The 24,837-nt window shown below is 74.7% G+C and carries 18 protein-coding genes; 4 read left to right on the top strand and 14 right to left on the bottom strand.

Features of this window, described 5'->3' with window-relative positions; all coding sequences use genetic code 11:
* Positions 1-20: 20 nt before the first annotated feature.
* The 3 genes from ACIPLC_RS23140 to ACIPLC_RS23130 all read right to left on the bottom strand — a co-directional run bounded on the left by ACIPLC_RS23140 (position 21) and on the right by ACIPLC_RS23130 (position 3,997).
* Positions 21-1,181: a sensor histidine kinase gene (locus ACIPLC_RS23140; protein ID WP_400474890.1), complete on the bottom strand. Its 1,161-nt coding sequence runs from the start codon at positions 1,179-1,181 to the stop codon at positions 21-23.
* A gap of 56 nt (positions 1,182-1,237) precedes the next feature.
* Positions 1,238-1,723, bottom strand: coding sequence for a DUF1453 domain-containing protein (locus ACIPLC_RS23135; protein WP_400474889.1), 486 nt, complete (start codon positions 1,721-1,723; stop codon positions 1,238-1,240).
* A 162-nt stretch (positions 1,724-1,885) separates the two neighbouring features.
* On the bottom strand, positions 1,886-3,997 hold the full coding sequence (locus ACIPLC_RS23130; protein ID WP_400474888.1) for a type IIA DNA topoisomerase subunit B: 2,112 nt from the start codon (positions 3,995-3,997) through the stop codon (positions 1,886-1,888).
* A 537-nt stretch (positions 3,998-4,534) separates the two neighbouring features.
* Between ACIPLC_RS23130 and ACIPLC_RS23125 the strand changes: the two genes are divergently transcribed.
* On the top strand, positions 4,535-4,768 hold the full coding sequence (locus tag ACIPLC_RS23125) for a hypothetical protein (RefSeq protein WP_400474887.1): 234 nt from the start codon (positions 4,535-4,537) through the stop codon (positions 4,766-4,768).
* 192 nt (positions 4,769-4,960) lie between these two features.
* Here the strand turns inward: ACIPLC_RS23125 and ACIPLC_RS23120 are convergent, their stop codons facing one another.
* The 7 genes from ACIPLC_RS23120 to ACIPLC_RS23090 all read right to left on the bottom strand — a co-directional run bounded on the left by ACIPLC_RS23120 (position 4,961) and on the right by ACIPLC_RS23090 (position 14,806).
* Positions 4,961-5,764, bottom strand: a complete 804-nt coding sequence (locus ACIPLC_RS23120; RefSeq protein ID WP_400474921.1) for a S1 family peptidase — start codon at positions 5,762-5,764, stop codon at positions 4,961-4,963.
* A gap of 300 nt (positions 5,765-6,064) precedes the next feature.
* Entirely contained in the window at positions 6,065-7,687 is a 1,623-nt protein-coding gene (locus ACIPLC_RS23115; protein WP_400474886.1) for an RNA polymerase sigma factor, read from the bottom strand.
* Between the two features lie 454 nt (positions 7,688-8,141).
* Positions 8,142-9,074 carry a FadR/GntR family transcriptional regulator gene (locus tag ACIPLC_RS23110; RefSeq protein WP_400474885.1) on the bottom strand — a complete coding sequence of 311 codons (933 nt, stop codon included), beginning with the start codon at positions 9,072-9,074 and terminating at the stop codon, positions 8,142-8,144.
* Positions 9,075-9,191: 117 nt separating this feature from the next.
* Entirely contained in the window at positions 9,192-10,097 is a 906-nt protein-coding gene (locus tag ACIPLC_RS23105) for a hypothetical protein (protein ID WP_400474884.1), read from the bottom strand.
* Positions 10,098-10,100: 3 nt separating this feature from the next.
* Positions 10,101-11,594: an ATP-binding cassette domain-containing protein gene (locus ACIPLC_RS23100; protein WP_400474883.1), complete on the bottom strand. Its 1,494-nt coding sequence runs from the start codon at positions 11,592-11,594 to the stop codon at positions 10,101-10,103.
* Between the two features lie 226 nt (positions 11,595-11,820).
* Entirely contained in the window at positions 11,821-12,579 is a 759-nt protein-coding gene (locus tag ACIPLC_RS23095; RefSeq protein ID WP_350581057.1) for an NUDIX domain-containing protein, read from the bottom strand.
* A gap of 106 nt (positions 12,580-12,685) precedes the next feature.
* Positions 12,686-14,806: a glycogen debranching N-terminal domain-containing protein gene (locus ACIPLC_RS23090; protein ID WP_400474920.1), complete on the bottom strand. Its 2,121-nt coding sequence runs from the start codon at positions 14,804-14,806 to the stop codon at positions 12,686-12,688.
* A 790-nt stretch (positions 14,807-15,596) separates the two neighbouring features.
* Here ACIPLC_RS23090 and ACIPLC_RS23085 point away from each other — a divergent pair.
* Entirely contained in the window at positions 15,597-16,910 is a 1,314-nt protein-coding gene (locus tag ACIPLC_RS23085) for an alpha/beta fold hydrolase (RefSeq protein WP_400474882.1), read from the top strand.
* 61 nt (positions 16,911-16,971) lie between these two features.
* Here ACIPLC_RS23085 and ACIPLC_RS23080 read toward each other — a convergent pair whose 3' ends face one another.
* Positions 16,972-18,543 carry a DUF4192 domain-containing protein gene (locus ACIPLC_RS23080; protein ID WP_400474881.1) on the bottom strand — a complete coding sequence of 524 codons (1,572 nt, stop codon included), beginning with the start codon at positions 18,541-18,543 and terminating at the stop codon, positions 16,972-16,974.
* A gap of 229 nt (positions 18,544-18,772) precedes the next feature.
* On the opposite strand from ACIPLC_RS23080, the gene ACIPLC_RS23075 reads away from it, so the two are divergent.
* A complete protein-coding gene (locus tag ACIPLC_RS23075) occupies positions 18,773-20,968 on the top strand; it encodes a RecQ family ATP-dependent DNA helicase (RefSeq protein ID WP_400474880.1) in 2,196 nt (731 codons plus the stop codon).
* A gap of 419 nt (positions 20,969-21,387) precedes the next feature.
* Positions 21,388-22,026 carry a hypothetical protein gene (locus tag ACIPLC_RS23070; RefSeq protein ID WP_400474919.1) on the top strand — a complete coding sequence of 213 codons (639 nt, stop codon included), beginning with the start codon at positions 21,388-21,390 and terminating at the stop codon, positions 22,024-22,026.
* Between the two features lie 216 nt (positions 22,027-22,242).
* Here the strand turns inward: ACIPLC_RS23070 and ACIPLC_RS23065 are convergent, their stop codons facing one another.
* The 3 genes from ACIPLC_RS23065 to ACIPLC_RS23055 all read right to left on the bottom strand — a co-directional run bounded on the left by ACIPLC_RS23065 (position 22,243) and on the right by ACIPLC_RS23055 (position 24,548).
* On the bottom strand, positions 22,243-22,923 hold the full coding sequence (locus ACIPLC_RS23065) for a hypothetical protein (RefSeq protein WP_400474879.1): 681 nt from the start codon (positions 22,921-22,923) through the stop codon (positions 22,243-22,245).
* A 99-nt stretch (positions 22,924-23,022) separates the two neighbouring features.
* Complete coding sequence (locus ACIPLC_RS23060) at positions 23,023-23,721, bottom strand: ribonuclease HII (RefSeq protein WP_400474878.1); 699 nt, start codon at positions 23,719-23,721, stop codon at positions 23,023-23,025.
* Positions 23,722-23,942: 221 nt separating this feature from the next.
* Positions 23,943-24,548, bottom strand: coding sequence for a TetR/AcrR family transcriptional regulator (locus ACIPLC_RS23055; RefSeq protein WP_400474877.1), 606 nt, complete (start codon positions 24,546-24,548; stop codon positions 23,943-23,945).
* Positions 24,549-24,837 lie beyond the last annotated feature (289 nt).

Below are 24,837 nucleotides of genomic sequence, written 5' to 3'. Positions count from 1 at the left end.
GATGAGCTCGCCGCGCTCGCTCATGCCGGCACCCGCAGCAGCACGCGCCACCCTCCGTCCTCTGGGCCCGCCAGCAGGGTGCCGCCGAGCAGTTCCGCGCGTTCGCGCATCCCCAGCAGACCGTACCCGCTGCCGCTGGCCGCCAGCTCCCCGGACGGCTCGCCGCGCGGAGGCCGGGAGTTGCGCACCTCCAGCTCCACCGCGTCCGCCAGGTAGCGCAGTTCGACGGTGCACCGGGCGCCGGGCGCGTGCTTGCGGACGTTGGTCACCGCCTCCTGCGCGGTGCGCCGCACCGCGAGGGCGGCCTCGGCGGCGAGCGGCCGGGGCGTGCCGGTGACGGTGAGCGCGGCCCGCTCCCGCCCGGTCAGCTCCACCAGGAACTCACCGACCGGGGTGAGCTCGCCGCGCAGCGCGGACAGCGCCTGCCGGGTCTCGACCAGTCCGTCCTGCGCCATCCGCCGGGCGGCGACCACCCGTTCGCGGATCTGCCCGCGGTCGGTGCCGGCGTCCAGCATCAGCCGGGCCGCCTCCAAGTGGACGAGCTGCGCGGAGAGGCTGTGTGCGAGCACGTCGTGGATCTCCCGGGCGATCCTGGCCCGTTCGGCGAGCGCCGCGCTCTCCGCCTCGGCGGCCCGGGCGGCGCGCTCCTGGGTGAGCAGCCGGCGGGCGGTGCCGCGGGCCTCGATGTCCAGCCGCAGCAGGTAGCCGAGCAGGCCGAGACCGCCGGTGGTGGCGAAGATGCTCACCCAACTCGCCCAGCTGGCGGCGGTGTACGAGCCCAGCGCGGCCGCCGCGGTGAGCAGGCCAGGCACGGGCGGCAGCCGGACCACCCCGATCACGGCCAGCCCGCACCAGACGAAGTCGGCCAGCAGGTACGCCTGCCCCCAGTTGGCCAGCCAGGCGCTGCCGAGCAGTGCGGCGGCCAGGCCGAGCGAGGGCGCCAGGCGCTGCTCCCTGGTGACGTACAGGTAGCCGGTGGCCAGGGCGGCGACCCCGAACAGCCCGGCCACCGCGACCGCCACCGCCCAGCCCGCGTACTTGCCGCCGGAGAACGTCCCCCAGCAGACGACGACCAGCAGGACGGTGCGGCCGAGCACGGAAAGGACCCGCCGGGGCCATCTCCCGGCCTCGCGCTCCAGCCCCTCGCGGGACGGCCAGCGGGTCCAGTACCACTCGGCCACGGGTGCCTCCTCGACGTTCTCGGACAGCGGGCCCCGGCAGGCTCCGGGCAGGGCGGTCAGCGCGGTACGGCGGCCTGTTCCGGCAGGTCCAGGGCCCTCGCCCGCCAGTTCACCACGAACGACCGGACCAGCAGCAGGACCGCCAGGCCCAGCAGCAGCGCGCTGCCCGCCTGGTGGACGTGCAGGGCCGCACCGATCCCGTACAGGGCGAGCCGGATGGCGAGCATCCCGACCCAGGCGGCCACCGTGGCCTTGGTGCCCTTGGCCCAGACCGAGCCGTCCCCGGCCCGCCACAGCCGCACGGTCCAGCCCCAGACGGAGCCCATCGCGACCACCGCCACCAGGCCGCACACGACCAGGGCGGCGGACACCGCGGTGTGCTGGTGGTCGATGAGCTGCGGGTCGCGCAGCGCGAGCGCGCCGAGGATCAACGGCAGCAGCCAGAAGCGGCGCTCGGTGTCCAGGCGCTGGGCACGCATCTGGCGCTGGACCACGAGGACCATCACCGCGATGATCACGACGATGTTGACGAGGGCGGTCATCGGACTTCTCCGTCCCGACGGGAGGCTTGTGCTGACCTCTCCGACGCTACGGATCCGGCGCCCGCGGTTGATCGGCGCCGAGGTGGACCACGGGTGGAACCGGCGGCGGAAGGGCCCTCCACCCACGGGTGGAGGGCCCTTCCGCCGGAGGCTCCGACGGCCTCAGGCGTCGATGCGGGAGCGGTCCAGGGTGGCCGCCGAGTCCACGATGAACTCCTTGCGCGGGGCGACGTCGTTGCCCATCAGCAGGTCGAAGACCTTCTCGGCCTGCTCCAGGTCGCCCAGGTTGATCCGGCGCAGCGTGCGGTGGCGCGGGTCCATGGTGGTCTCGGCCAGCTGGTCGGCGTCCATCTCGCCCAGGCCCTTGTACCGCTGCACCGGCTCCTTCCAGCGCTGCCCCTTGCGCTGGAACTCCAGCAGGGTGGAGCGCAGTTCGGCGTCGGAGTAGGTGTAGTGGTACTTCTCCTGGCCGCGCTTGGGGTTGGTGAGCTCGATCCGGTGCAGCGGCGGCACGGCGGCGAAGACCCGGCCCTGCTCGACCATCGGCCGCATGTAGCGGTGGAACAGCGTCAGCAGCAGGGTGCGGATGTGCGAGCCGTCGACGTCGGCGTCGGCCATGAAGATGACCCGCCCGTAGCGGGCCTGGTCGATGTCGAAGGTGCGGCCCGAACCGGCCCCTATCACCTGGATGATCGCGGCGCACTCGGTGTTCTTGAGCATGTCGCTCACCGAGGCCTTCTGCACGTTGAGGATCTTGCCGCGGATCGGCAGCAGCGCCTGGAACTCGGAGTTGCGGGCGAGCTTGGCGGTGCCGAGCGCGGAGTCGCCCTCGACGATGAAGAGCTCGCTGCGGTCGACGTCGTCACTGCGGCAGTCGGCGAGCTTGGCCGGCAGCGAGCTGGTCTCCAGCGCGGTCTTGCGGCGCTGGGCCTCCTTGTGCTGGCGGGCGGCGACCCGGGTGCGGGCGGCCGCGACGACCTTGTCCAGCACGGCCCGGGCCTGGAGCTTCTCGTCCTTCTTCGCCGAGGTGAGGAAGGCCTTGAGCTCCTTGGCGACGACGGCGGCGACGATCCGGTTGGCCGCCGAAGTGCCGAGCACCTCCTTGGTCTGGCCCTCGAACTGCGGCTCGGCGAGCCGGACGGTGACCACCGCGGTGAGGCCCTCGGTGGCGTCGTCCTTGGTGATGTCGTCCTCGGCGACGCGCAGCAGCTTGGCCGCGCGCAGCGCCTCGTTGACGGTCTTGGCCAGCGAGCGCTCGAAGCCGGTCATGTGGGTGCCGCCCTTGGGGGTGGCGATGATGTTGACGAAGGAGCGCAGGGTGGTGTCGTAGCCGGCGCCCCAGCGCAGCGCGATGTCCACGCCGAGTTGCCGGGTGACCTCGGTGGGGGTCATGTGGCCGAGCTCGTCCAGGACGGGCACGGTCTCCTTGAAGGTGCCCTCGCCGCGCAGCCGCAGCACGTCGCAGACCGGCTTGTCGGGCGCCAGGAACTCGCAGAACTCGGCGATGCCGCCGTCGAAGCGGAAGACCGACTCCTCGATCTGCTCGCTCTCGGTGAGCCGCTCGTCACGCACGACGATGGTCAGGCCGGGGACGAGGAAGGCGGTCTGCCGAGCGCGGCTGTGCAGGTGCTCCAGGGAGAGCCGGGCGTCCTTGAGGAAGATCTGCCGGTCGGCCCAGTAGCGGATCCTGGTGCCGGTGCGGGCCTTGGGCACCTTGCGGGTCCTGGTCAGGCCGTTGGCGGGCTCGAAGGGCGCGTCCGGGCTGGCCTCGGTGAAGATGCCGGGGGTGCCGCGGCGGAAGCTGATCGCGTGGGTGTGGCCGCTGCGGTCGACCTCGACGTCCAGCCGGGCGGAGAGGGCGTTGACGACGGAGGCGCCGACGCCGTGCAGGCCGCCGGAGGCCGCGTAGGAGCCGCCGCCGAACTTGCCGCCGGCGTGCAGCTTGGTCATCACGACCTCGACGCCGGACAGCCCGGTCTTGGGCTCGACGTCGACCGGGATGCCGCGCCCGTTGTCGCGGACCTCGACCGAGGAGTCCGGGTGCAGCAGGACCTCGATGCGGTCGCAGTGACCGCCCAGCGCCTCGTCGACGGAGTTGTCGATGATCTCCCAGAGGCAGTGCATCAGGCCGCGGCTGTCCGTCGAGCCGATGTACATGCCGGGGCGCTTGCGGACCGCCTCCAGGCCCTCCAGGACGAGCAGGTGCCGAGCGGTGTAGTTGGAACCGTCGTCGCCGGCCAGCAGTGCGGACGGCACGGTCGTTTCGGCACTCACGCGGCACTCTCCTCGGTGAAGTTCTGTCTCATCGGTCACATCCGGACGCATCCGGACCATCCGCCAGTGCAGCATGCCGCACCGACAGCCGTCGCCCGGTGTGCTCGCCCCCCTCCGCTGGGTGCACAGCACGGCGGGCCCCTCCCGCGCAGCTTGTACGCGCTGCGCGAACAAGGACCGCTCCGGTGTCCGGGGCCCGGGGCGCCATCTCCTCCCGGTACCACCGGTCCTGGCGGATCGTGGGGCCTGGCGCAGGCTCCGGAACTGCCGTTATGCAGGCTACCGGGGCCCGGGGCGGGGCTTATGCTCCAACCCGGCAGAGGATTATGCTACGCGGACCTCGCACCCGGTCCCGATCGGGCGTTCGAGGAACGGGCGGATCCTGGGATTCGGTACGCATGAACCACCGGCCCCCGGGGCACGTCCTCATCAACACAGCAGAATCCTCAGAGAAGAAAAGCCACGAGCGGGAACGTTTTCGGCCTGGTTGGATGTTGACCCTGGTACGACAGCTCGTCGAGCTAGAGAAGAGGCGACGTGACTACTGTTCTGACCCCTGCGAGCCCGCTCACCGCGGCTGACCGCTGCGACCGCTGCGGCGCCCAGGCCTACCTGCGCGTCGTACTCGCCAGCGGCGGAGAGCTGCTCTTCTGTGCCCACCACGGCCGGAAGTTCGAGCCCGAGCTCAAGAAGATCGCCGTGGAGATACAGGACGAGAGCGGCCGTCTCGACGGCACCACCAACGCCACGGCCGCCGAAGAAGAGCGCTGATCCAAGGCGCCACCCCAGCAGCCAGCGTCGAGCTGTGTGTCCGGCCGCGCACCGCGCGCGACCGGTGAGCCGGGCGACAGACCCCCTCGGGGCCGGTCGCCCGGCTCTGCTGTTCCCGGAGGCCCACACGCTCCGCACCGATGTGGCGTCAGAACGTGACCAGTTGGTCACCGGCGGCGGCCCGGGCGGCCCTCACAGCACCGAGCGCACCGCGTCCGCGACGGACGCCACCCTGGTGTAGACGCCCGGGTGGGCCGCCTCGGCGCAGCCCGTCCCCCAGGAGACCAGACCGACCAGTCGGCCGCCGACGACCAGCGGGCCGCCACTGTCGCCCTGGCAGGCGTCCTTGCCGCCCTTCTCCTCGCCCGCGCACACCATGCCCCGGGCGTCGAACTTGCCGTCCTGCCCGCCCGGGTATGCGTGCGCACAGGTCTGGTCCGCGATGATCGGCACCTCCACCCCGCGCAGCGTGGGCGAGTAGTCGCCCCGCCCGGTGGTGTCGCCCCAGCCGAAGACCCGTGCGGCGGTCCCGGCCGCGTACGGCTCGGTCTCACCCTGGCCGACCAGGTCGATCACCGGACGGGAGTCCTGGGAGTCGGCGAGGGTGAGCACGGCGACGTCGTTGAGGTTGGCGGCGAAGGAGTAGTCGGGGTGGATCCAGACCGACCGGACGGGCACCTCACGGCCGGCCGAGCTCCGCATGTCGTCCCGGCCGATGACGGCCTTGAGGCCCGGCCGGTCCACCTTGGCGCCCCTGGACTCGTCGTAGAAGCAGTGCGCGGCCGTCACCACCTTGGTCGGTGTGACCAGCGCCCCCCCGCAGAACTGGCCGGAGCGGCCGTTGCCGAACTGCTGGCGGCTGGACAGCGCCACCACCCACGGGTGGTCGGTGGTGGTCTCGGCGCTGCCGCCGACCACCCGGCGCTGCGCCCCGGCCGGCCCGGCCGCGCCGAGCGCGACCAGCGGGACGGGGACGGCGGCCAGCAGCGCCAGCACGGCGGCCCGTCGGCGGCGGCCCGCACGGGCGGCCGCCGGGCTCGCCGGGGGCGGGGCGGGGGTCGGCAGGGCAGCGCGGTCCGGGTTGGGCAGCACCGTGACTCCAGTCGGCTCGGCAGCAGGCAACCGCCACAGCGTAGGTGATCAACTACGCTGTGCGACCGCTTCCCGCCACACCGCCACCCGGACGAGGGACAACGGCCACCCGGACGCTGACCCGCCGGGGCCCGGACGGCCGCGAAGGCCCGGAGCCGTGGGGCTCCGGGCCTTCGTCACACGCGCGCGGCCGTGGTGGCCGGATCAGTCCAGGTAGTCGCGCAGCACCTGGGAACGCGACGGGTGGCGCAGCTTCGACATGGTCTTCGACTCGATCTGGCGGATGCGCTCACGGGTGACCCCGTACACCTTGCCGATCTCGTCGAGCGTCTTCGGCTGACCGTCCGTCAGGCCGAAGCGCATCGAGACCACGCCGGCCTCGCGCTCGGAGAGGGTGTCCAGCACCGAGTGCAGCTGCTCCTGGAGCAGGGTGAAGGAGACCGCGTCGGCCGGGACGACCGCCTCGGAGTCCTCGATCAGGTCACCGAACTCGCTGTCGCCGTCCTCGCCGAGCGGGGTGTGCAGCGAGATCGGCTCACGGCCGTACTTCTGGACCTCGATGACCTTCTCGGGGGTCATGTCGAGTTCCTTGGCCAGCTCCTCCGGGGTGGGCTCGCGGCCCAGGTCCTGGAGCATCTGGCGCTGGACGCGGGCCAGCTTGTTGATGACCTCGACCATGTGCACCGGGATGCGGATGGTGCGGGCCTGGTCGGCCATGGCGCGGGTGATCGCCTGGCGGATCCACCAGGTGGCGTAGGTGGAGAACTTGTAGCCCTTGGTGTAGTCGAACTTCTCGACCGCACGGATCAGACCGAGGTTGCCCTCCTGGATCAGGTCCAGGAAGAGCATGCCGCGGCCGGTGTAGCGCTTGGCCAGCGAGACCACCAGGCGGAGGTTGGCCTCCAGCAGGTGGTTCTTGGCGCGGCGGCCGTCCTCGGCGATGATCTCCAGCTCGCGCTTGAGCTTGGGGGCGAGCTTGTCTGCGGCCGAGAGCTTGTCCTCGGCGAACAGGCCTGCCTCGATGCGCTTGGCGAGCTCGACCTCCTGCTCGGCGTTGAGCAGCGGGACCTTGCCGATCTGCTTCAGGTAGTCCTTGACCGGGTCGGCGGTGGCACCGGCGACGGCGACCTGCTGGGCCGGCGCGTCGTCCTCGTCGTCGTCGGAGAGCACGAAGCCCTGCGACTCCTCCTCGGGCTCCGCCTCCTCGCCCGCCTTGTCGCCGGGCAGTGCGGCGTCCTCGAGCAGCTCCTCCTCGCCGGTGAGCTCCTCGTCGCCCTTGCCCGCCTTGCCGGCGGTCTTCTTGGCGGCGGTCTTCTTGGCCGGCGCGGCGGCCTTCTTGGCGGCGGCCTTCTTGGCCGGGGCGGCCTTCTTCGCGGCGACCGCCTTCACCTCGGAGGCGCCCATGGTCGTCTCCGAGGTGATCTCGGCGGACACCGTGGGGGCGGGCGCCGCGGCGGCCGCGACGGGCGCACCGGGCGCGATCCGTACGGGCGGCTTGGTCGGGGCCGTGGGAGCGGCCGGGTTCCGGGTGGTGACAGCCTTGGTGGCGGTGCGCTTGGTGGGGCTCTTGGCAGCAACGCTCTTGCGCTTGGCGCCGGCCGGTTCGGCCGCGCTGACCATGAGGTCCACCCCCTCCTCAATCAGTACCTGGTTGAGGCTGCGCATGACGTTCTTCCACTTGGTGACCGGGATCTGGTCCGCCTCGAACGCCTGGCGCACGTCGTCACCGGCGATCTGCCCCTGGGCCTTGCCCCGCTCGATGAGCGCCAGCAGAGCTGCGGACTCGGCGATCTCGGGGGGAAGCGAACGGGATGTGCTGGCCGACACGAACAACCTCTCGGACGATGAGTGGACTCGAACCCGTACCGGCCGCCCGAGCGGGCGGGGAAGGAGATCGCGCGCCGGGCGCGCGGTGTCGATTCCGACCGACTCGGGCTTGAGGACTGGGTTTGCAGGACGGCAGCAGCGCCGCGGACCAACACAGCATTGTGACATGTTGAAGTATTCCGGAGCTGCTCCCGCTCAGGAGACATCGCTGCTACTCGTCAAGTGTTACGCATGGCCTTCGTGTCGCGGGTCACACCACTCGGCGCCCGCGGCCACGGGGCCGGAATCCATCATCGCCCATCCGCACCGAAACCTGTTGTCATGGACGGGGCATCACATGTCCAGGTCGGACCGCCGACGTGCAGAAGCCCTCCGGCTGCGCCGCGCGGGTGCGGCCGGAGGGCTCTGGAGGGACGGAGGACGGACGGGGCGCCCGCTCACCGGAACAGCCCGCTCAGTGCTCCCGAGGGGCGGGGACGGACGGCTCGATCTCGGGGTGGACGGTGAGCAGCGCCCGCATCGCGGCCTCGCCCGCGGTGCCGTCGCCGGTGCCCAGCGCCTCCACCAGCCGGGCGTGCAGGCCGACCGAGGACTCGGAGGCCCGCTCGCAGGAGATGGCCGGGCCGCCCGACACCTGCAGCGCGCCGGCGACGATCCCGGACAGGTGCTCCAGCATCCGGTTGCCGGCCATCTGCAGGACCAGGCCGTGCAGCTCGGCGTCGGCCCGGGCGTAGGTGGAGACGTCGGCCTGGGCGGCGGCGTGGCCCATGATCTCGACCAGCTCGACCAGCCGCTGCTGGACGTCCTCCCGGCCGTGGCCGGCGGCGAGCCGGGCGGCCAGTGGCTCGATCGCCCAGCGGAGCTCGAACAGCTCCCGGCGCTGCTCGTCCCGCTGCGGGCCGAAGGCGCGCCACTCGATGATGTCCGGGTCCAGCAGGTTCCAGTCGGCGACCGGGCGGACCCGGGTGCCGACGTTCGGCCGGGCGCTGACCAGGCCCTTGGCCTCCAGCACGCGCAGTGACTCGCGGACGACCGTCCGGGACACCTCGAACCGCTGGCCGATCTCCTCGGGCACGAGCGGTCGGTCGGCGCCGAGGTCACCGGAGACGATCATCTGGCCGAGCTGCTGGACCAGCTGGCCGTGCAGACCGCGCCCGCGGCTGCTGGTGGTCTTGCGGCCGACCCGGGCGAGATCGGACTCGGCGCCCTCCCAGCGGGGCGCCGGCGGGGTCGGCCGGTCGGCGTACGAGAAGCGGTCCAGATCGCCGGGGCCGTGGATGGGCCCATCGGCGGAACGGGCGGGGGTCATGGTGGGGTGCGCAAGGGTACTCACAGCTCCTTTGTCGGCGATCCACGGGCGCAGCTTGAGAATTCTCGTGAAAAGCACACGAAAGGGTGATCGACCGCGACTGGATAATTGACTTCTTATCAGGAAGAACCGCGCATTACGGTCACTGCTGGTCGATCTTGATGCTTCGGTGCGGCCGCCCCCTCGGCGCCCGCGTCAGAGCGCGCGCCGCCGGACCTGCACCAGGAGCACCGCGAGCAGCAGGACGACCGCGGGCGCCGCCACCGCCGCGAGCAGGGCCGGATCCGTCAGCGCCGTACTCCCGGCCGCTGCCTCGTGACCCCCGCGGTAAACCCAGCCGTAGGCCCACTCGACACCGGACTGGAACGGCAGCAGCTCGGCCGCGCGGGTCGGCCACGGCCTGCCGGTCTGCCGCAGCAGCAGCGCCACACCGGACTCCAGCAGCGGCGGCAGCGCGCACAACAGCAGCACCCCGGCCGACACGCTGCGGGTCAGCGACGCCGCCAGCACCCCGGTCCAGCCCGCCACGACGGTCAGCAGGACGAAGGCCAGCAGGGCCGCCGGCACCCCGTGGCCGGCCGCCAGCGCCACCGGGGCGAACACGCCCGGCAGGTCGGCCAGGTCGGACAGCCCCGTGGCGGCCAGCACCTCCGACACCCGGTCCGACAACGCCGAGGGCTCCGCCCAGGCGGCCACCGTCACCCCGCCCGGCAGCGCCAGTTGCACCGCCACCGCGTCGAGCAGCAAGGTCGCCAACGCCAGCAGCCCCGCGACGGGGCCGACCACCAGCAGCTTGGCCGACAGCAGCCGCACCCGCCTCGGGTACGACACCTGGGAGGCCGGCAGCCCCGGGTGGCGCACCTCGTGCCCGTACGAGAGCGCGCCCAGCACGCCGGCCCCGAACGCGGCGAACGGCAGCGGGATCAGCGGCACGGCGGCGGTCAGCAGCCGCACCCCGGCCGGGGCGGCCAGCGGGCCGGCCGGGGCCTGGCTCGCCAGGACGGCGGCCGTGACGGCGTCGCAGAGCAGCACGGCGGCGAGCAGCAGCCAGGTGGAACGCAGGCCGCGCAGGCGGCGCAGCTCATAGGCCAGGACACGCACGGTTCACTCGCTCCGGTGGTCGTCGGGGGTGGCGGGGCTGGCGGGACCGCCGGGGACCGGGGTTTCCGCCGTGGCCGCGGCCCGGGCCAGGCGGCCGAGCCGGACGGTGTCGTCGGTCAGCAGGTCGGCGGCACTCTCGCGGCGGCCCCTGGCCGGGTCGGGCGCGGGCTCCCCGGCGCCGGCGACGGGGGCGGGGGCTTGGGCGGGGGCTTGGGCCTGGGCGGAGGCTGATGCGGATCCGGCCGGACCGCCGGGGCCGTCACGGAACAGCCGCTCCACGGCGACGGTCGGGACGGGCTCGGCGGGCTCGACCTGGTGGGGGGTGGCGCCGAGGGCGGAGAGGGCGGTCGCGACCGAGGCGGCCGGCAGGGCACGGGTGGGCAACACCGCCTCGTCCCGGTGGTGGGAGGCCCCCGCCCGGGCGTCCAGGCGACGGGTGCCCCGGTGGCGCGGCACGGTCACGGCCGGGGCGTCGAGAACCGGCTCCTGGGCGGGCTCGGGGCCAGGTTCGGGGCCGGATTCGGGGCCTGGCTCGGGGCCCGGCTCGGCGGCGGTGGGGCCCGACTGGACGCGGAGGTGGCCGGAGTGGCCCGAAGCGACCGGCAGGGCGGCCCGGGGCGCCGGCTGCTCGACCACCCGGTCGGCCAGCTCGTGCAGCAGGATGCCGTGGCGGTAGGCGAGTTCACCGATCTCGGTGCGGTCGACGCCCGCCACCGCGAGGCCCGCGCCGCCGTCCCGCCGCACCTCGGCGCCCTGACTGACCAGCAGGTCGGCCAGCCGCGCCATCTGCGGCCCGCGGACGGCCACTTCGGGGCTGAGCCTGGTCCGACGGAACTCCGCCACCGGCTGGTCGGCCACCAGCCGGCCGCGGTCCAGCGTGATGACCCGGTCGGCCAGCTGCGCGGCCTCCTGCGGAGTGCGGGTGGTCACCAGGACCGTCCCGCCGGCCACGCCGAACGAGCGCAGGAAGGAGTGGAACCACTCGACGTTGCGCGGGGACAGGCCCTCGGTCGGCGTGTCCAGCAGCAGCGTGCCGGGGTCGCCGAGCAGGGCGGCGGCCAGGGCCAGTCGGCGGTGCATGCCGGGTGAGAAGTTGCGCAGCCGCTGCCCGGCGACGGCCGCCAGCCGGGTCTGCTCCAGCAGTTCGTCGGCCCGCCGGGCGGGGACGCCGACCGCTGCGGCCAGCATCCGCAGGTGGCCGTGCGCCTTGCGGCCCGGGTGGCCCGCCACGGCGGCCGCGCCCGGCCCGGGGCCGGGCAGCAGCACGCCGACCTCGCGCTCGGGGCGGCGCAGCCGGCGGTAGGTGCGGCCGTCGAAGAGCGTGACGCCCTGGCCGCGTTCGAGTTCGAGCATCAGCCGCAGCGCGGTGGACTTGCCCGCTTCCTCGGCGCCGAGCAGCGCGGTCACCATGCCGGGCCGGGCGTCGAAGGTCAGATCGAGCACCGCGGGCGGCGCGCCCTTGCGGTAGACCTTGGTCAGTCCGGTGATCTGGATCATCGCTGCCTGCTCCCATGCCCTCGGCCGGCCTGCCCGACGCGGAGCGCCCCCTGGTGTGTTGGCGCGTGCCCACACGGCCCCGCGCCAGCACATTAGGGGTCGGCAGCGGAGATTCCGGGCATTACGGGAGCGGCACGGGCCCGTCGGCCGCCCACCTCACCCGATCAGGGGACAATCCGATCCTGCGATTCCCGGGTCGGGGGTTCGGCGGCGGGCCGCGGCCGGGTCAGGACTCCGGGCGCAGCATGGGCGGGTTGAGGACGGTCGCCCCGCCCGCGGTGAACAGCTGGGCCGGGCGGCCGCCCTGACGGGTCGTCGTACCGCCGGAGGGCAGCAGGAAGCCCGGGGTGCCGGTGACCTTGCGGTGGAAGTTCCGCGGGTCCAGGACCACGCCCCAGACCGCCTCGTAGACCCGGCGCAGCTCGCCGACGGTGAACTCGGTGGGGCAGAAGGCGGTGGCGAGGGAGGAGTACTCGATCTTGGAGCGGGCGCGTTCCACGCCGTCGGCGAGGATCAGCCCGTGGTCGAAGGCGAGCGGGACGCCGTCGGCCGGGCTCTGGCCGAGCAGTTCGCCGACCGGGGCCCAGCGGGCGCTGCTGGCGTCGCCGCCGGCCCGGGGGGTCGGCAGGTCGGGGGCGAGGACCAGGTAGGCGACGCTGACCACCCGCATCCGGGGGTCGCGCTGCGGGTGGCCGTAGGTGGCGAGCTGCTCCAGGTGGGCGCCGGCCGCACCGGGGCCGACCGCCTCGTGGCCGGGGGCGGAGTGCGCGCGCAGGCCGGTCTCCTCGGCCAGCTCCCGGGAGGCGGCCTCGGCCAGGCCCTCGTCCGGGCGGACGAAGCCGCCGGGCAGTGCCCAGTACCCCTGGAACGGCGGCTCGCCGCGTCTGACCAGCAGGGCGCAGAGCGCGTGGTCTCGCACCGTCAGCACCACCAGGTCAACCGTGACAGCGAACGGAGGGAAGGCCGACGGATCGTAGCGCGACATGGCGACGATCATAGTCGTCTCTCTGACGATAAGCACAGGCCCGTACACGGACCGCGCCCGGCCCGCCCGATGGGTCGCCGTAGGCGGGCGGGCCCGGGCACGGGTGTCAGCGGGCGACCAGTTGCAGCTCCGCGGAGGCCTCCTCGACCATCGCCACGCCGATCCGGCTCACCCGGACCGAGAAGGGCTCACCGGCGACCCGCAGGCCGGTCAGCTCCAGTTCGCCGAGCGGGGTGGTGCTGGCCGGGCGGACCAGGACCCGACCACCCGGCACGTCGGGGCGGACCCCGGCGAGCGCGAACACCGCGTGTGCGGCGCCGGCCGCCGAGACCGCCGCCGGACGGCAGGCGGCCGGGTGCGGCACCGGCGGGCAGCCGGGGGTGCGCTGCTCCCCCGCGTACATCTCGGGCAGCCGCCCCTCGTAGTGGGCGGCTGCGGCGAGCAGGCCCTCCAGCAGGACGCCGGCCTCGTTCTCGTGGCCGGCGTCGGCCAGCCCGGCGATCGCCAGCGCGGTCTCGTGCACCCGCACCGCCCCGCCGCGGTGGCCCAGCGGGTTGAAGCGGGGGGACTTGGCGCTGAGCGTCCGCAGGCCCCAGCCACTGTCCAGCTCCGGCGCGGCCAGGCGCTGGGCCAGCAGCCGGGTCTGCTCCCGGTCCAGCAGGCTCTCGTGCCGGCCGCCGTCGGCGGCGAGCCCGGTGTCGAGCAGGTGCACCAGGCAGGAGGCGACGGCCGGCAGCGGCTGGCCGCCCGGGGCCAGCCCGGCGGCGGGGCGGCCGCCGGAGAGGTCGTCGATCCAGAACCGCTCGCGGAAGCGCCCGCGCAGTCCGGCGGCCCAACCGCGCCACTCCTCGGCGCCGGGGCGGCCGAAGGCCTCCAGCAGTTCGGCGCCGTGCAGGGCCGCCCGGTGGGCCTGCGCCTGGACCTCGGCCCGGGCGGCCACCGGGTGGGCGGCCCGGTCCTCCGCCGGGCGGCTGAGGTCGGTGACGAAGCCGTCGACCAGGCCCTCGCGGAGGGCGGCCAGGGCCCGCTCGGCGGCCGGGAGCAGGTCGGCGGTCTCCGCGCGGGGCAGGCCCCAGCGCCAGGCCTCGGCCAGCACCGTGACGAACAGCAGGGTGGCCTCGGTGGCGGTGCAGGTGGGCGGCAGTTCGGGGCCGCCGTGCCGGAGGGCGCCGGGCAGCAGGCCCTCGGTGCGACCCGGGGCGGCGGGCTGCTGACGGCGGGCCAGCGCCCGGAGGGTGCCGGCGGCGAGCCGGGTGCCGAGCGGCAGGGTGAGCCGGGCGGCCCAGAGCGCGTCGGCCGGAGCGAGACCGAAGCGCCAGGGCGCGCCGGAGGCCGGGTAGAGGTCGGTCGGGCGGTCCGGGTCGGCGAACAGCAGCCCGCCGAGGGCGTCCAGGGAGCGGGTGACCAGCAGGGCGGCCCGGGCGTCGTCGCTGCGGACCTCCGGTTCGGCCCAGGGCAGCGGCACACCCGTGCCGCGTCCGCCGGGCGGCCGCGGGCCGGGGGCGGTGCTCTCCAGTTCTGCGCGCAGTTCGACGGACCAGCGGGCGCCGGGCTGCACCTCCAAGTCCCACCGGAGCACCCCGGCGCCGGCCAGCACGGCGTGCGGGGAGGGCTTGGCGCTGACCACCGCGCTGTGCGCCGGGCCGGCCCAGCGCAGCCCGGCGGACTGCACCTGGCCCGGCAGGTCGGCCGGGCGGTGCCCGGCGGCGATCTCGGCGACCGGGCCGAGGTCGGTGCCGACGGCGATCTCCATCGGCAGCCGGGCAGGGCGGCCGCCGGTGTTGCGCACGATGACGGTCTCCACGCCGTCCGCGTGGCGCAGCCGCTCGACGGTGAGCGCCGGGTCCGGATCGAGGTCGCCGGGGAGCCGGACGGCGCCGAGGAAGCGGGCCTGCGCGGTGCTGGTCAAGGTGCCCTGGAGCGGCAGCGGCTCCATACCGCCCAGGCGCAGCTCCATCCGGGCGAGCACCCGGACGCCGTTGCGGTAGAAGCCGTGCAGGCCGTGGCCGCGCAGTTGGCCGTCCGGTCCGGAGGCGGCCATCGCGGGGGCGTTGACGCAGAGCACCGCGTGGTGGACGGCGGGGGGCTGCGGCCGTGGCGGGGCCGCGAGCCGACTCGGGCCGGCGGGTGCCCCTGCCGGTCCGCCCAGCTGGACCTGGTCGGGACGGCCGACCGGTCTCGGCGCGCCGACCACGCTCTCGGCCGGCATGGCCTGTGGTGGCCTCATGGCGGTCACCGGACTCTCCTCCCCTCGGCGGTCCGGTGGCCTGGTCAGGCCGGTGGGCCGCGAGCATGCTCGATCGCGTGCTGATGGTGCCGGGCCGGCGGGATGCCCCGTCGGCGGGTGTGCCGTGTCTGGCCGTACCCGGTGCAGGGCCGTGCCATGCGGTGCGCGGTACCGGGCCGGTACCGGCGCGCCGCGCCTTCGCGCCGGGCCCGCCGCGGTGCCCGGCACGTCGTCAGGCCCGGTGCCCCGGCCTGCCGGTGGTGCCCGGCCCGTGGGCCGTGTCCGCCGGGCCGCCCGGGCCGGTGGCGGCGGCCGGGCGCGGTGGTGCGGGCGGGCGCCGCATGCTCCGGCACCCCGGTGCCGTGGCCGCCCCGCTCGGCGGGCGCTCTGCCCGGAACCTGCCGCCGGTCGGTCGTCGGCCGGTCGCAGGGCCCCCGGAGTGAACGCCGCGCACCGCCTCCAGGTCACGCCCGGCAACGGGTGCGGCCCGTCGCGCCCGGCCCGGCGGGCGGTCGTGCCGCAGCCGTCGAGCCGTCACGGTCGGGCCGTCACCGGGCTGCCACCAGGGCGGCGTGGTCTCGCCGCCGGGTGGCGGCGGCTGCGCTCCGAGCCCGCGGCCTGCCGTGGCGCCCACCCCGGCCCGGCATCGTATGCCTGGACGAGTGGGCGGTGACCGTCGAACCGGTGCCCGACCGCGGTCAGGATACGGTGCGGGGGTCGTGGCGCCCGCACCCGGTGACCCCGTGAGCCGCGACCTGACCGCTGTGACCAGCAGAGACCGAGGAGTTGCATGTCCACCGTCAGCCGGCTGCCCGGGATTGTCACGACCGACCACGTCTTCCAGGTCCCCCTCGACCACGCCGACCCGCAGGGTGAGCAGATCGAGGTGTACGCCCGCGAGGTGGTGGCCGTCGGCCGCGAACAGGCCGACCTGCCCTGGCTGGTCTTCCTCCAGGGCGGGCCCGGCGGCAAGGCCGCCCGCCCGCTCGGCCGGGACGCCTGGCTGGAGCGCGCCCTCGACGACTACCGGGTGCTCCTGCTCGACCAGCGCGGCACCGGCCGCTCCACGCCCGCGACCCGGCAGACCCTCGCCCGGCGCGGCGGCGCCCAGGAGCAGGCGGACTACCTGGCGCACTTCCGCGCGGACTCGATCGTGCGGGACGCCGAGCTGATCCGCCACCAGCTGCTCGGCGCGGACCGGCGCTGGAGCGTGCTCGGCCAGAGCTTCGGCGGCTTCTGCACCCTCACCTACCTCTCCTTCGCCCCCGAGGGCCTGACCGAGGCCTTCGTCACCGGCGGTCTGTCCGGCCTCGGCAGTTCGGCGGACGACGTCTACCGCGCCGCCTACCCGCGGGTGGTCCGCAAGAACGAGGACCACTACGCCAGGTTCCCGCAGGACGTCGAGGCGGTACGGCGGATCGCCGCGCACCTCGCCGCCACCCCCGCGCCCCTGCCCGACGGCGGGCTGCTGACCGTCGAGGCGTTCCAGGCCCTCGGGCTGATGCTCGGCGGCGGCAGCGGCTCCGGCACCCTGCACTACCTGCTGGAGGAGGCCTGGGTGGACGGCGCGGCCGGCCCCGAGCTGTCCGACACCTTCCTGGCCGGGGCCCAGGCCAAACTCTCCTTCGCTGAGGGCCCGCTGTACGCCGTGCTGCACGAGTCGATCTACGGCCAGCGCTCGGTGGACCAGGACGGCACCGCCTGGTCGGCCGAGCGGGTCCGCAAGGAGTTCCCGCAGTTCGACGCCCGGACCGCGCTGGACTCCGGCGCACCGGTGCTGTTCACCGGGGAGATGATCTACCCCTGGATGTTCGACACCGACCCGGCGCTGCGCCCGCTGAAGGAGACCGCGGACCTGCTGGCCGCCCGCACCGACTGGCCCGACCTGTACGACCCGGCGCGGCTGGCCGCCAACACCGTCCCCGTCGCGGCGGCGATCTACCACGACGACATGTACGTGGACACCGCCGACTCGCTGGCGACCGCCCGCGCGGTGCGCGGTCTGCGGACCTGGATCACCAACGAATGGGAGCACGACGGCCTGCGGGCGGGCGGCGGCAAGGTGCTCGACCGTCTGATCAAGCTGGCGCACGGCGAGGCCTAGCGGAGCCCGCCCGGGCCGGGCGGCGAAGCTCCGGGCGGCCCCTGGCGGACGCCCGGCGAGATCAGCGCGCATGGCGGGCTCCCCGCGCATGGCGGGCTCCCCGCGCCGCCCGACGGACGCCCCGGCACCGGTGGCGCCCGGCGGCCGACGGTGCGGCTGCGGCGGCCCGGGACACCGCCGCCCGGCCGAGCCGCAGGCCCCGGGCGGACCGCTGCCGGGGCACCGGAGCGCACCCGGGCACCGGCAGCAGGGCGAGCGGACCCGGGCCGTCCGGACCGGGCGCCATCTCGGCGGGGCCGACCGGGCCGCACTCGGCCGCCGCCGCTGTGGCCTGAACGGCCTTCGCGGCCTTCCGCCGGGCACTGCGGCGGCGGCGCGAGGCCCCCGCCGCACCGGGCACCCCCGACGGCCCGCCATGGCCCGCGTGGTCACCGCCCGGGCCCTCGGCGGGCGCCGGCTCCGGTTCGCCGACAGGCGGCGGTACGGGCCCACCCGCTTCGCGCCGCCGCCGCTGCGCCTCCACGGCCGCGAGCAGCGCGTCGGGCGTCATGCCGTCGTTCAACGACTCGTACAGCAGCTCGGCCAGCAGGTAGGACGGGTCGAGCCGGAGGACGTGGCCGAGCACGACGCGGGCCGTCGCGGTGTCCCCCGCCACCCAGGAGGCCCAGGCCAGCAGGGTGAGCGGGGCCACCGCACAGCCCTCGTAGGGCGGCACGGCGCGCCGGGCGAGGAAGCGCCAGAGCCGCTCGGCCGGCGCGAGCTCGGCGGGCCGGGCGTACTCGACGCCGCGATCCCGGGTGAGGCGGTCCCGCAGGGCGACCAGCAGCCGGGCCGCCCGCTCCTCGTCGAGCTCGCAGGCCCCGGCCGCGAACTCGGCGAAGGCCTGGTCGAGCAGTTCGGCGCCCCGCTCCCGGGCGGCCGCGCCCCCGGAACCCCCAGCGCCCCCAGCGGCTTCGGCCCGGACGAGCGCCGCACGCTGGGCGTCCGCACCCGGCGGGCCGATCGGGGCCAGCCCGCCGATGATCGCCTTCCGGCTGCCGCGCGGCGCGAGGCCGGCGAAGGCCGCCGCGGCGGCCGCCGGGCCCGGACCGGGGGCACGGCGGATCGGGTTGCCCGCCGGATCACAGCACCCGGCGCGGCGGCAGAGGAAGGACCACCAGCGACCGTCCGAGACGCAGAGCGACTCCTTGACGGCCACCCCCCTGCGTCCGAAGGCCGCGCGGAGGTCGTCCGCCAGCGGCCGCAGGCCGTCCGCCACCGGAGGGGCGTGCGCCGTGGTCGGATCCTGGCAGAGGTAGAGGAGCACCTGGACCGGCCGCTCGCCGTGCCGCTCGGAGAGGGCGACCAGCAGGGCGGCCGTCTCCTCCGCCGCGGCCGGCCACTGCTCGGGCGACTCCGGGACGTCCGCCCGGATCACTCCGCCCTGGTGCAGGTCGGGGCCCTGGAGGCCGACCGCGACGATGCTGTCGTCGGGGTAGAACCCCAGGAGGTAAGGCAACAGCTCGGCCATGTCGGCCGGACCGCGCATGGTGACCGGCCGGTGGCCGGAGACCGGGCCGAGGGAGAGGGTGACACGCTCGTTGTTCATGACGCTCCCGTTGTTCATGACGCTCCGGTTGTCCTCGGCGTTCATGACCGAAAGCGTGACGCGATCCGAGAGCCGCACCGGTTTTTTCTCTTTTCCTGTGGATAACTCCGCCCTCGTTTTCCGCTTCCCTCATTCGGAGCACACCGCGCCCACTCCCCCGAGTGATAAGTCGGCGGCCGTTCAGCGGAAGAGCGGATGAAATACACCCGGCCTCCACCTCTCCCGCAGCCCCGGCATTCGCTCCCTGTCAGCGGCACGGGGTTACATGGACGCCATGCAGCAGCCCGAGAACCACACCACCGCCACCGCCGACCGCGCCGAGGTCCGAGCGCGGGCCGAGGCCGTCCTGCGCGAGCTCGCCGGGCCCGGAGCCGTCCTGCGCGAGGACCAGTGGACGGCCATCGAGGCCCTCGTGGTCGACCACCGCCGCGCCCTGGTCGTGCAGCGCACCGGCTGGGGGAAGTCCGCGGTCTACTTCATCTCCACCGCCCTGCTCCGGGCCCGGGGCGCCGGGCCGACGGTGATCGTCTCCCCGCTGCTCGCCCTGATGCGCAACCAGGTCGAGTCGGCGGCGCGGGCCGGCATCCACGCCCGGACCATCAACTCGGCCAACACCGACGAGTGGGACGAGATCCAGGCCGAGGTCTCCGCCGGGAAGGTCGACGTCCTGCTGGTCAGCCCCGAGCGGCTGAACAACCCCGACTTCCGCGACCAGGTGCTGCCCAAGCTCGCCGCCTCCACCGGCCTGCTCGTGGTCGACGAGGCCCACTGCATCTCGGACTGGGGCCACGACTTCCGCCCCGACTACCGCCGGCTGCGCACGATGCTCGCCGAGCTCCCGCCCGGCGTCCCGGTGCTGGCCACCACCGCCACCGCCAACGCCCGGGTCACCGCGGACGTCGCCGAGCAGCTCGGCACCGGCAGCACCGACGAGCACGCCCTGGTGCTGCGCGGGCCGCTCGACCGGGAGAGCCTCACCCTGGGCGTGCTGGCCCTGCCCGACCCGGCGCACCGGCTGGCCTGGCTCGCCGACCACCTCGACCGGCTCCCGGGCTCGGGCATCGTCTACACCCTGACGGTGGCCGCCGCCGAGGAGGTGACGGCCTTCCTGCGCGAGCGGGGCTTCCCGGTGGCCTCCTACTCCGGCCGCACCGAGGACGCCGAGCGCCGCACCGCCGAGGCCGACCTGCTGGCCAACCGGGTCAAGGCGCTGGTCGCCACCTCCGCGCTGGGCATGGGCTTCGACAAGCCCGACCTCGGCTTCGTGGTCCACCTCGGCTCGCCCAGTTCGCCGATCGCCTACTACCAGCAGGTCGGCCGGGCCGGGCGCGGCGTCGACCGGGCCGAGGTGCTGCTGCTGCCCGGACGCGAGGACGAGGCGATCTGGCGCTACTTCGCCTCGCTGGCCTTCCCGCCGGAAGAACAGGTGCGCCGCACCATCGACGCGCTGGCCGAGGCCGGTCGCCCGCTGTCCACCGCCGCGCTGGAGCCCCGGGTGGACCTGCGCCGCACCCGGCTGGAGACCATGCTCAAGGTGCTCGACGTGGACGGCGCCGTCCGCCGGGTCAAGGGCGGCTGGACGGCCACCGGGCAGAGCTGGGCGTACGACACCGCCCGGTACGCCAAGGTCGCGGCCTCCCGCGAGGCCGAACAGCGGGCGATGCGCGAGTACGCGGCGACCACCGGCTGCCGGATGGAGTTCCTGCGCCGCCAACTGGACGACGAGCAGGCCCGCCCGTGCGGCCGGTGCGACAACTGCGCGGGGTCGCTGCACACCGCCGAGGTCTCCGCCGAGGCGCTGGACGCGGCCCGGGCCGCCCTCGGCCGCCCGGGCGTCAGCTTCGAGCCGCGCCGGCTCTGGCCCACCGGGATGGACTCCCTCGGTGTGCCGCTCAAGGGCCGGATCCCGGCGGGCGAGCAGGCCGAGAACGGGCGGGCGCTCGGCCGGCTGTCCGACATCGGCTGGGGCAACCGACTGCGCGCCCTGCTCGCCGAGCAGACCCCGGACGTACCCGTCCCCGGCGAGGCCGTGGACGCCCTGGTCGCGGTGCTCGCCGACTGGGCCCGCGGCCCCGGCGGCTGGGCCGGGCCCGCGACGGCGGACGGCGCCCGGCTGGAGCGGCCGGCCGGCGTGGTGACCATGGCCTCCTCGACCCGCCCCCAGCTGGTCGGCAGCCTCGGTGCGCGGATCGCCGAGATCGGCCGACTGCCGCTGCTCGGCCGGATCGAGTACGCCGACGGCCGGCCCCCGCACGGCGCGCGCAGCAACAGCGCCCAGCGGCTGCACTCGCTGGCCGGGGCCCTGACACTGCCGCCGGAGGTGGCCCAGGCGGTGGCCGAGGCCGGCGGGCCGGTGCTGCTGGTGGACGACCTCGTCGACTCGGGCTGGACGGTCACCGTGGCCGCCAGGCTGCTGCGCCGTGCCGGGGCGAGCGCGGTGTTGCCCCTGGTGCTGGCCGTGCAGGGGTGACCGGACGATAGCGGGCCGCCACTTCGCCCATCACTCGAATGGCCTAACGAAGGGAGAAAGCAACGCACTCGCGAACACGCGGGACACCGGAGCGGGGAAAGGAGTGGTCACCGTGCCGATGGCGGCTCGCCGGACCCCGCACGCGGCCTGGATCAAGGTTCAACGCCACCCGAGCGACACTCGGAGCGCGGTGGAACATATCCGGCGGAACATGGGCTTTCGGGTGGCGTTCATCATTTCATCGTTGCCGCTCCACCCCCGATACCGCGAGAATTGGCGCGTACCCGAAACCCTGTCCGCTGGACCCGGCCTTCGGCGTACCCACGTACCCGCGTGCTCGTGGGTCAGGAAGGAGGATCGTGATCAACGGTATCGGCCGAGGTCAGCATCCCCTCGCCCGGAGTTCGGCGCCCAGACGGCTGCTGGACCTGGAGACTTGGACCGCCTCGGGGATCCCGTTGCTGCGCGACCCGCGCGAGTTCGTCGCGGAACTGCACCAGCGCCACCTGCCCCAGCCTGGCACGGTCGTGGTCGCCGTCCTCAACGCGCTGCACCACGTGGCCGCCTCGGCCTCGTTCACGCCCTGGTCACACGACACCGACGGCTGGCAGCACCGCAACGCCCTGCTCACGCACCTGCGCCAGGTCACCCCGCACGACCTGCGGCTGGCCGCACCGGCCCGCACGGCCGTGCTGTTGCGCTGCCGCGAGGGCGCGCCCGGCTGGACCGAGCAGGACGGCGCCTGGATGTGGGCGCTGCGGGACGCGGCCGTCCTGCACGGGCTGCGCTGCGGCTCGTACATCGGGCTCACCCCGGCGGGCTGGCACGTCCTCGGGGACGGCCGGAGCGGACGCGATCCGCACGCGGGCTCGTGGGCGGACGGGGTGGTGCACACCGTCACGGAACTGCCGCCGCGCTCGGCGCTGGACGCCTCGCGCGGCCAGCGCGCCCGGCACCAGGCGGCCGAACGGGCCCAGCGCGCCTGCCAGTCCGAGCACCCGTGGCCCCCCGCGCGGGTCGCCGCCGTCCAGCCCGCCCGGCGCACCGGCACCTGCTGACCCCGCCGACACCCGCGGCTGCGGCCTCGGCCGACGCCACGGCCGAGGGCGGATCGAAGGACCGGCCGTCGACGCCCAGACCAGGTACGGGCAGGAACACGGGCCCAGGCCCGGGTCGGCCAGCGCCCCGGGCCGTACACCCCCGCCGCCACCGGGGTACGACCGACCCCGGGCCCGGCACCGTGCGGCGCCGGGCCCGGGGTGGCTCGGTCGTGGTCAGGCGCTGATCGAACGCCCGGGCGCGGTTCCGGCCGCCCCGGTGACAGCCGGGCCGGCGTCGCCGCAGACCACGAGCAGCGAGGTCGCGTGGCCGAGCGCCTTGGCGTGGATCTCGGCGGCCCGGGCGGCCGACCCGCCGTTGACCACCAGGACGACCACTTCCCGGCGTACCGGGCGGGTCAGCGCGGCGTCCGCGTAGAACACGTCCCCGCCCTCGGCGAGCTGCGCCCAGTAGCGCTCCTCGCCGAAGGAGAGTTCGTGCTGCTGCCAGGGGTGCGCCTCGCCGACCGTCAGCACCAGGATGTCGCCCGGGTTGCGGCCGGCGTCCAGCAGCTGGTCGACCGCGTCGTCCGCGCGCTCCAGCGCCTGCGCCGGGGTGGCGGCGACGCGCTGGATCTCGACCTGCGGCTCGGCGGCGGCCGAACGGCGATGCGCCGGCGGGGGCTTGGGGATCAGTCGCGGCGGACCGGAGCGGTCGGCGCGCGGAGGTGCCGGGCGCGGAGGTGCCAGACGGGGGCCGGGCACCGGAACGGCGGCGACGGTGGTGGTGGGTGCGGTGGAAGGAGCGCCGCCGTTGGCAGGCGCGCGGAGGGCTTGTGCGTCCGACTCGCGGGGGAAGGGAACGCCGGGGCCCGGGAGGCTCTCGTGAATCTCCGACTCCTCGGGGAAGACAGGCATACCCGGATATCTATCAAATGCCGCTCGAACGCGCACGGGCACCCCACCCATTGAACACCGCACACCCGTCGCCCCACCCAGGCAATTCCAGACGGACCGTCAGAAACCGAGCGTCAACTGTTCGTCGGCGGAGCCTTCGACCGCACCCGCGACATCCCGAACGCGCTTCAGGTGCCGCCACTTGGGCAGCGCGTCCAGGTATGCCCAGGAGAGCCGGTGGTGACCGGTGGGGCCGAACTCCTCCAGAGCCGCGCGGTGCACCGGGGACGGGTAGCCGGCGTTGTCCGCGAAGCCGTACTCCGGGCACGCCTCGCCGAGTTCGGCCATCAGTCCGTCGCGGTGGACCTTGGCGAGCACCGAGGCGGCGGAGACGCAGATGCAGGACTGGTCGCCCTTGATCACCGTGCGCACCCGCCAAGGGCCGCCCAGGTAGTCGTGCTTGCCGTCCAGGATCACCGCGTCGGGCTCGACCGGCAGCGCCTCCAGCGCGCGGACGGCGGCCAGCCGCAGCGCCGCCGTCATGCCGAGTTCGTCGCACTCCTGCGGCGAGGCATGGCCGAGCGCGTAGGCGGTGACCCAGTCGGCGAGGACCGGGGCGAGCGCGCGGCGGCGCAGTTCGGTGAGCAGCTTGGAGTCGGTCAGCCCCTCCGGGGCCTTGCGCAGGCCGGTGACGGCCGCGCCCACGGTGACCGGGCCGGCCCAGGCGCCGCGCCCGACCTCGTCCAGGCCGACGACGATCTTGGCGCCGGCCCGGCGGAGCGAGCGCTCGACGGAGTGCGTCGGCGGGACGATGGGCATCGCGAGTTCCGTTCGGCGGGGGACAGCCCGTTCAGCTGGGCAGCATCCAGCCTAAGCCCCACCGCCCGACCACCCGGGTCGAGCGCCAGACCCCCCGACCGGCCACCCGGCCGCCCGACCGCCCGCGAGCCCGAACCGGTCGTCCACCCAGCCGCCCGGCCACCAGGCCGCCCGCTCACCCAAGCCGGTCGGCTGCCGCACCGACCGAGCCACAGCCGCCCTCAGGCGCGGATCAGCGGGCGCAGCACCTCGTCCAGCAGCCGGGCCCCGAAGTCCGGCCCCATGTTCTGCCGGCCGCAGATCTTGACCCGGTAGAGCAGCATCGCCGGGACGACATCCGCGACCAGCGCGGTGGCCGCGCCGGGCCGGACGTCGCCGCGGTCGGCGCCGCGGCGCAGGATCGCCAGGATGGTCTCCTTGGTCGGCCCGATCACCCGCTGGGCGATGAAGTCCTTGAACACCTCGGCCCGTTCATGGTCGATCTCGCCCATCAGCACCTGGATGGCGGCGCCCGTCGGGGAGTTCATCGCATCCATGAACACCTCGATGAGCCGCCGCAATTCGAGATCGGCGGACCCGAGGTCGGGGGTGTCGTAGGGGCGCGGGAGAGTGGCGTCCAGGGCGTCGATGACCAGTTCGTCCTTGGACGCCCAGCGCCGGTAGAGCGCGGCCTTCCCGGTCCGCGCCGCGCCGGCGACGCCTTCCATCGTCAGCCGCGCGTATCCGCTGGAGGTGAGCTGGTCGATCGTGGCCTCGAAGATCGCGTTCTCCAGTTCCTTCCCCCGGCGCCGCACCGGCCGCGCGAGGGCCTCACGGGCGACCCGCATCGGGCAGTGAGCCGCCGGCTCGGGCGCCGCCCCCGGTGGCGCCGCGGGTGACGGGGGCGCGCCCGCCGCCCCAAGCGGTCGGGCGCCCGCCCGACCGGTCGCCCGGTCCGCCGTCAGGCGCCGCACCAACCGATCCATCGCCACCATCCTTAGGGAACGCTTGCGTTCACAATCAGGCCCAGGATATCGTCCACATTAGTGAACGATCCCGTTCCTTCCCAGCCCGCGCCAGACCACGGGCTCACGCCGGACCAGTCGGTCCGCAGCGTACGAAGCACACAGCACACAG

The organism is Kitasatospora sp. NPDC086801, from assembly GCF_044745805.1.
Lineage (GTDB): Bacteria > Actinomycetota > Actinomycetes > Streptomycetales > Streptomycetaceae > Kitasatospora.
The sequence above is the reverse complement of the archived record's forward strand: the minus strand, read 5'-3'. Positions and strand labels throughout refer to the sequence as shown.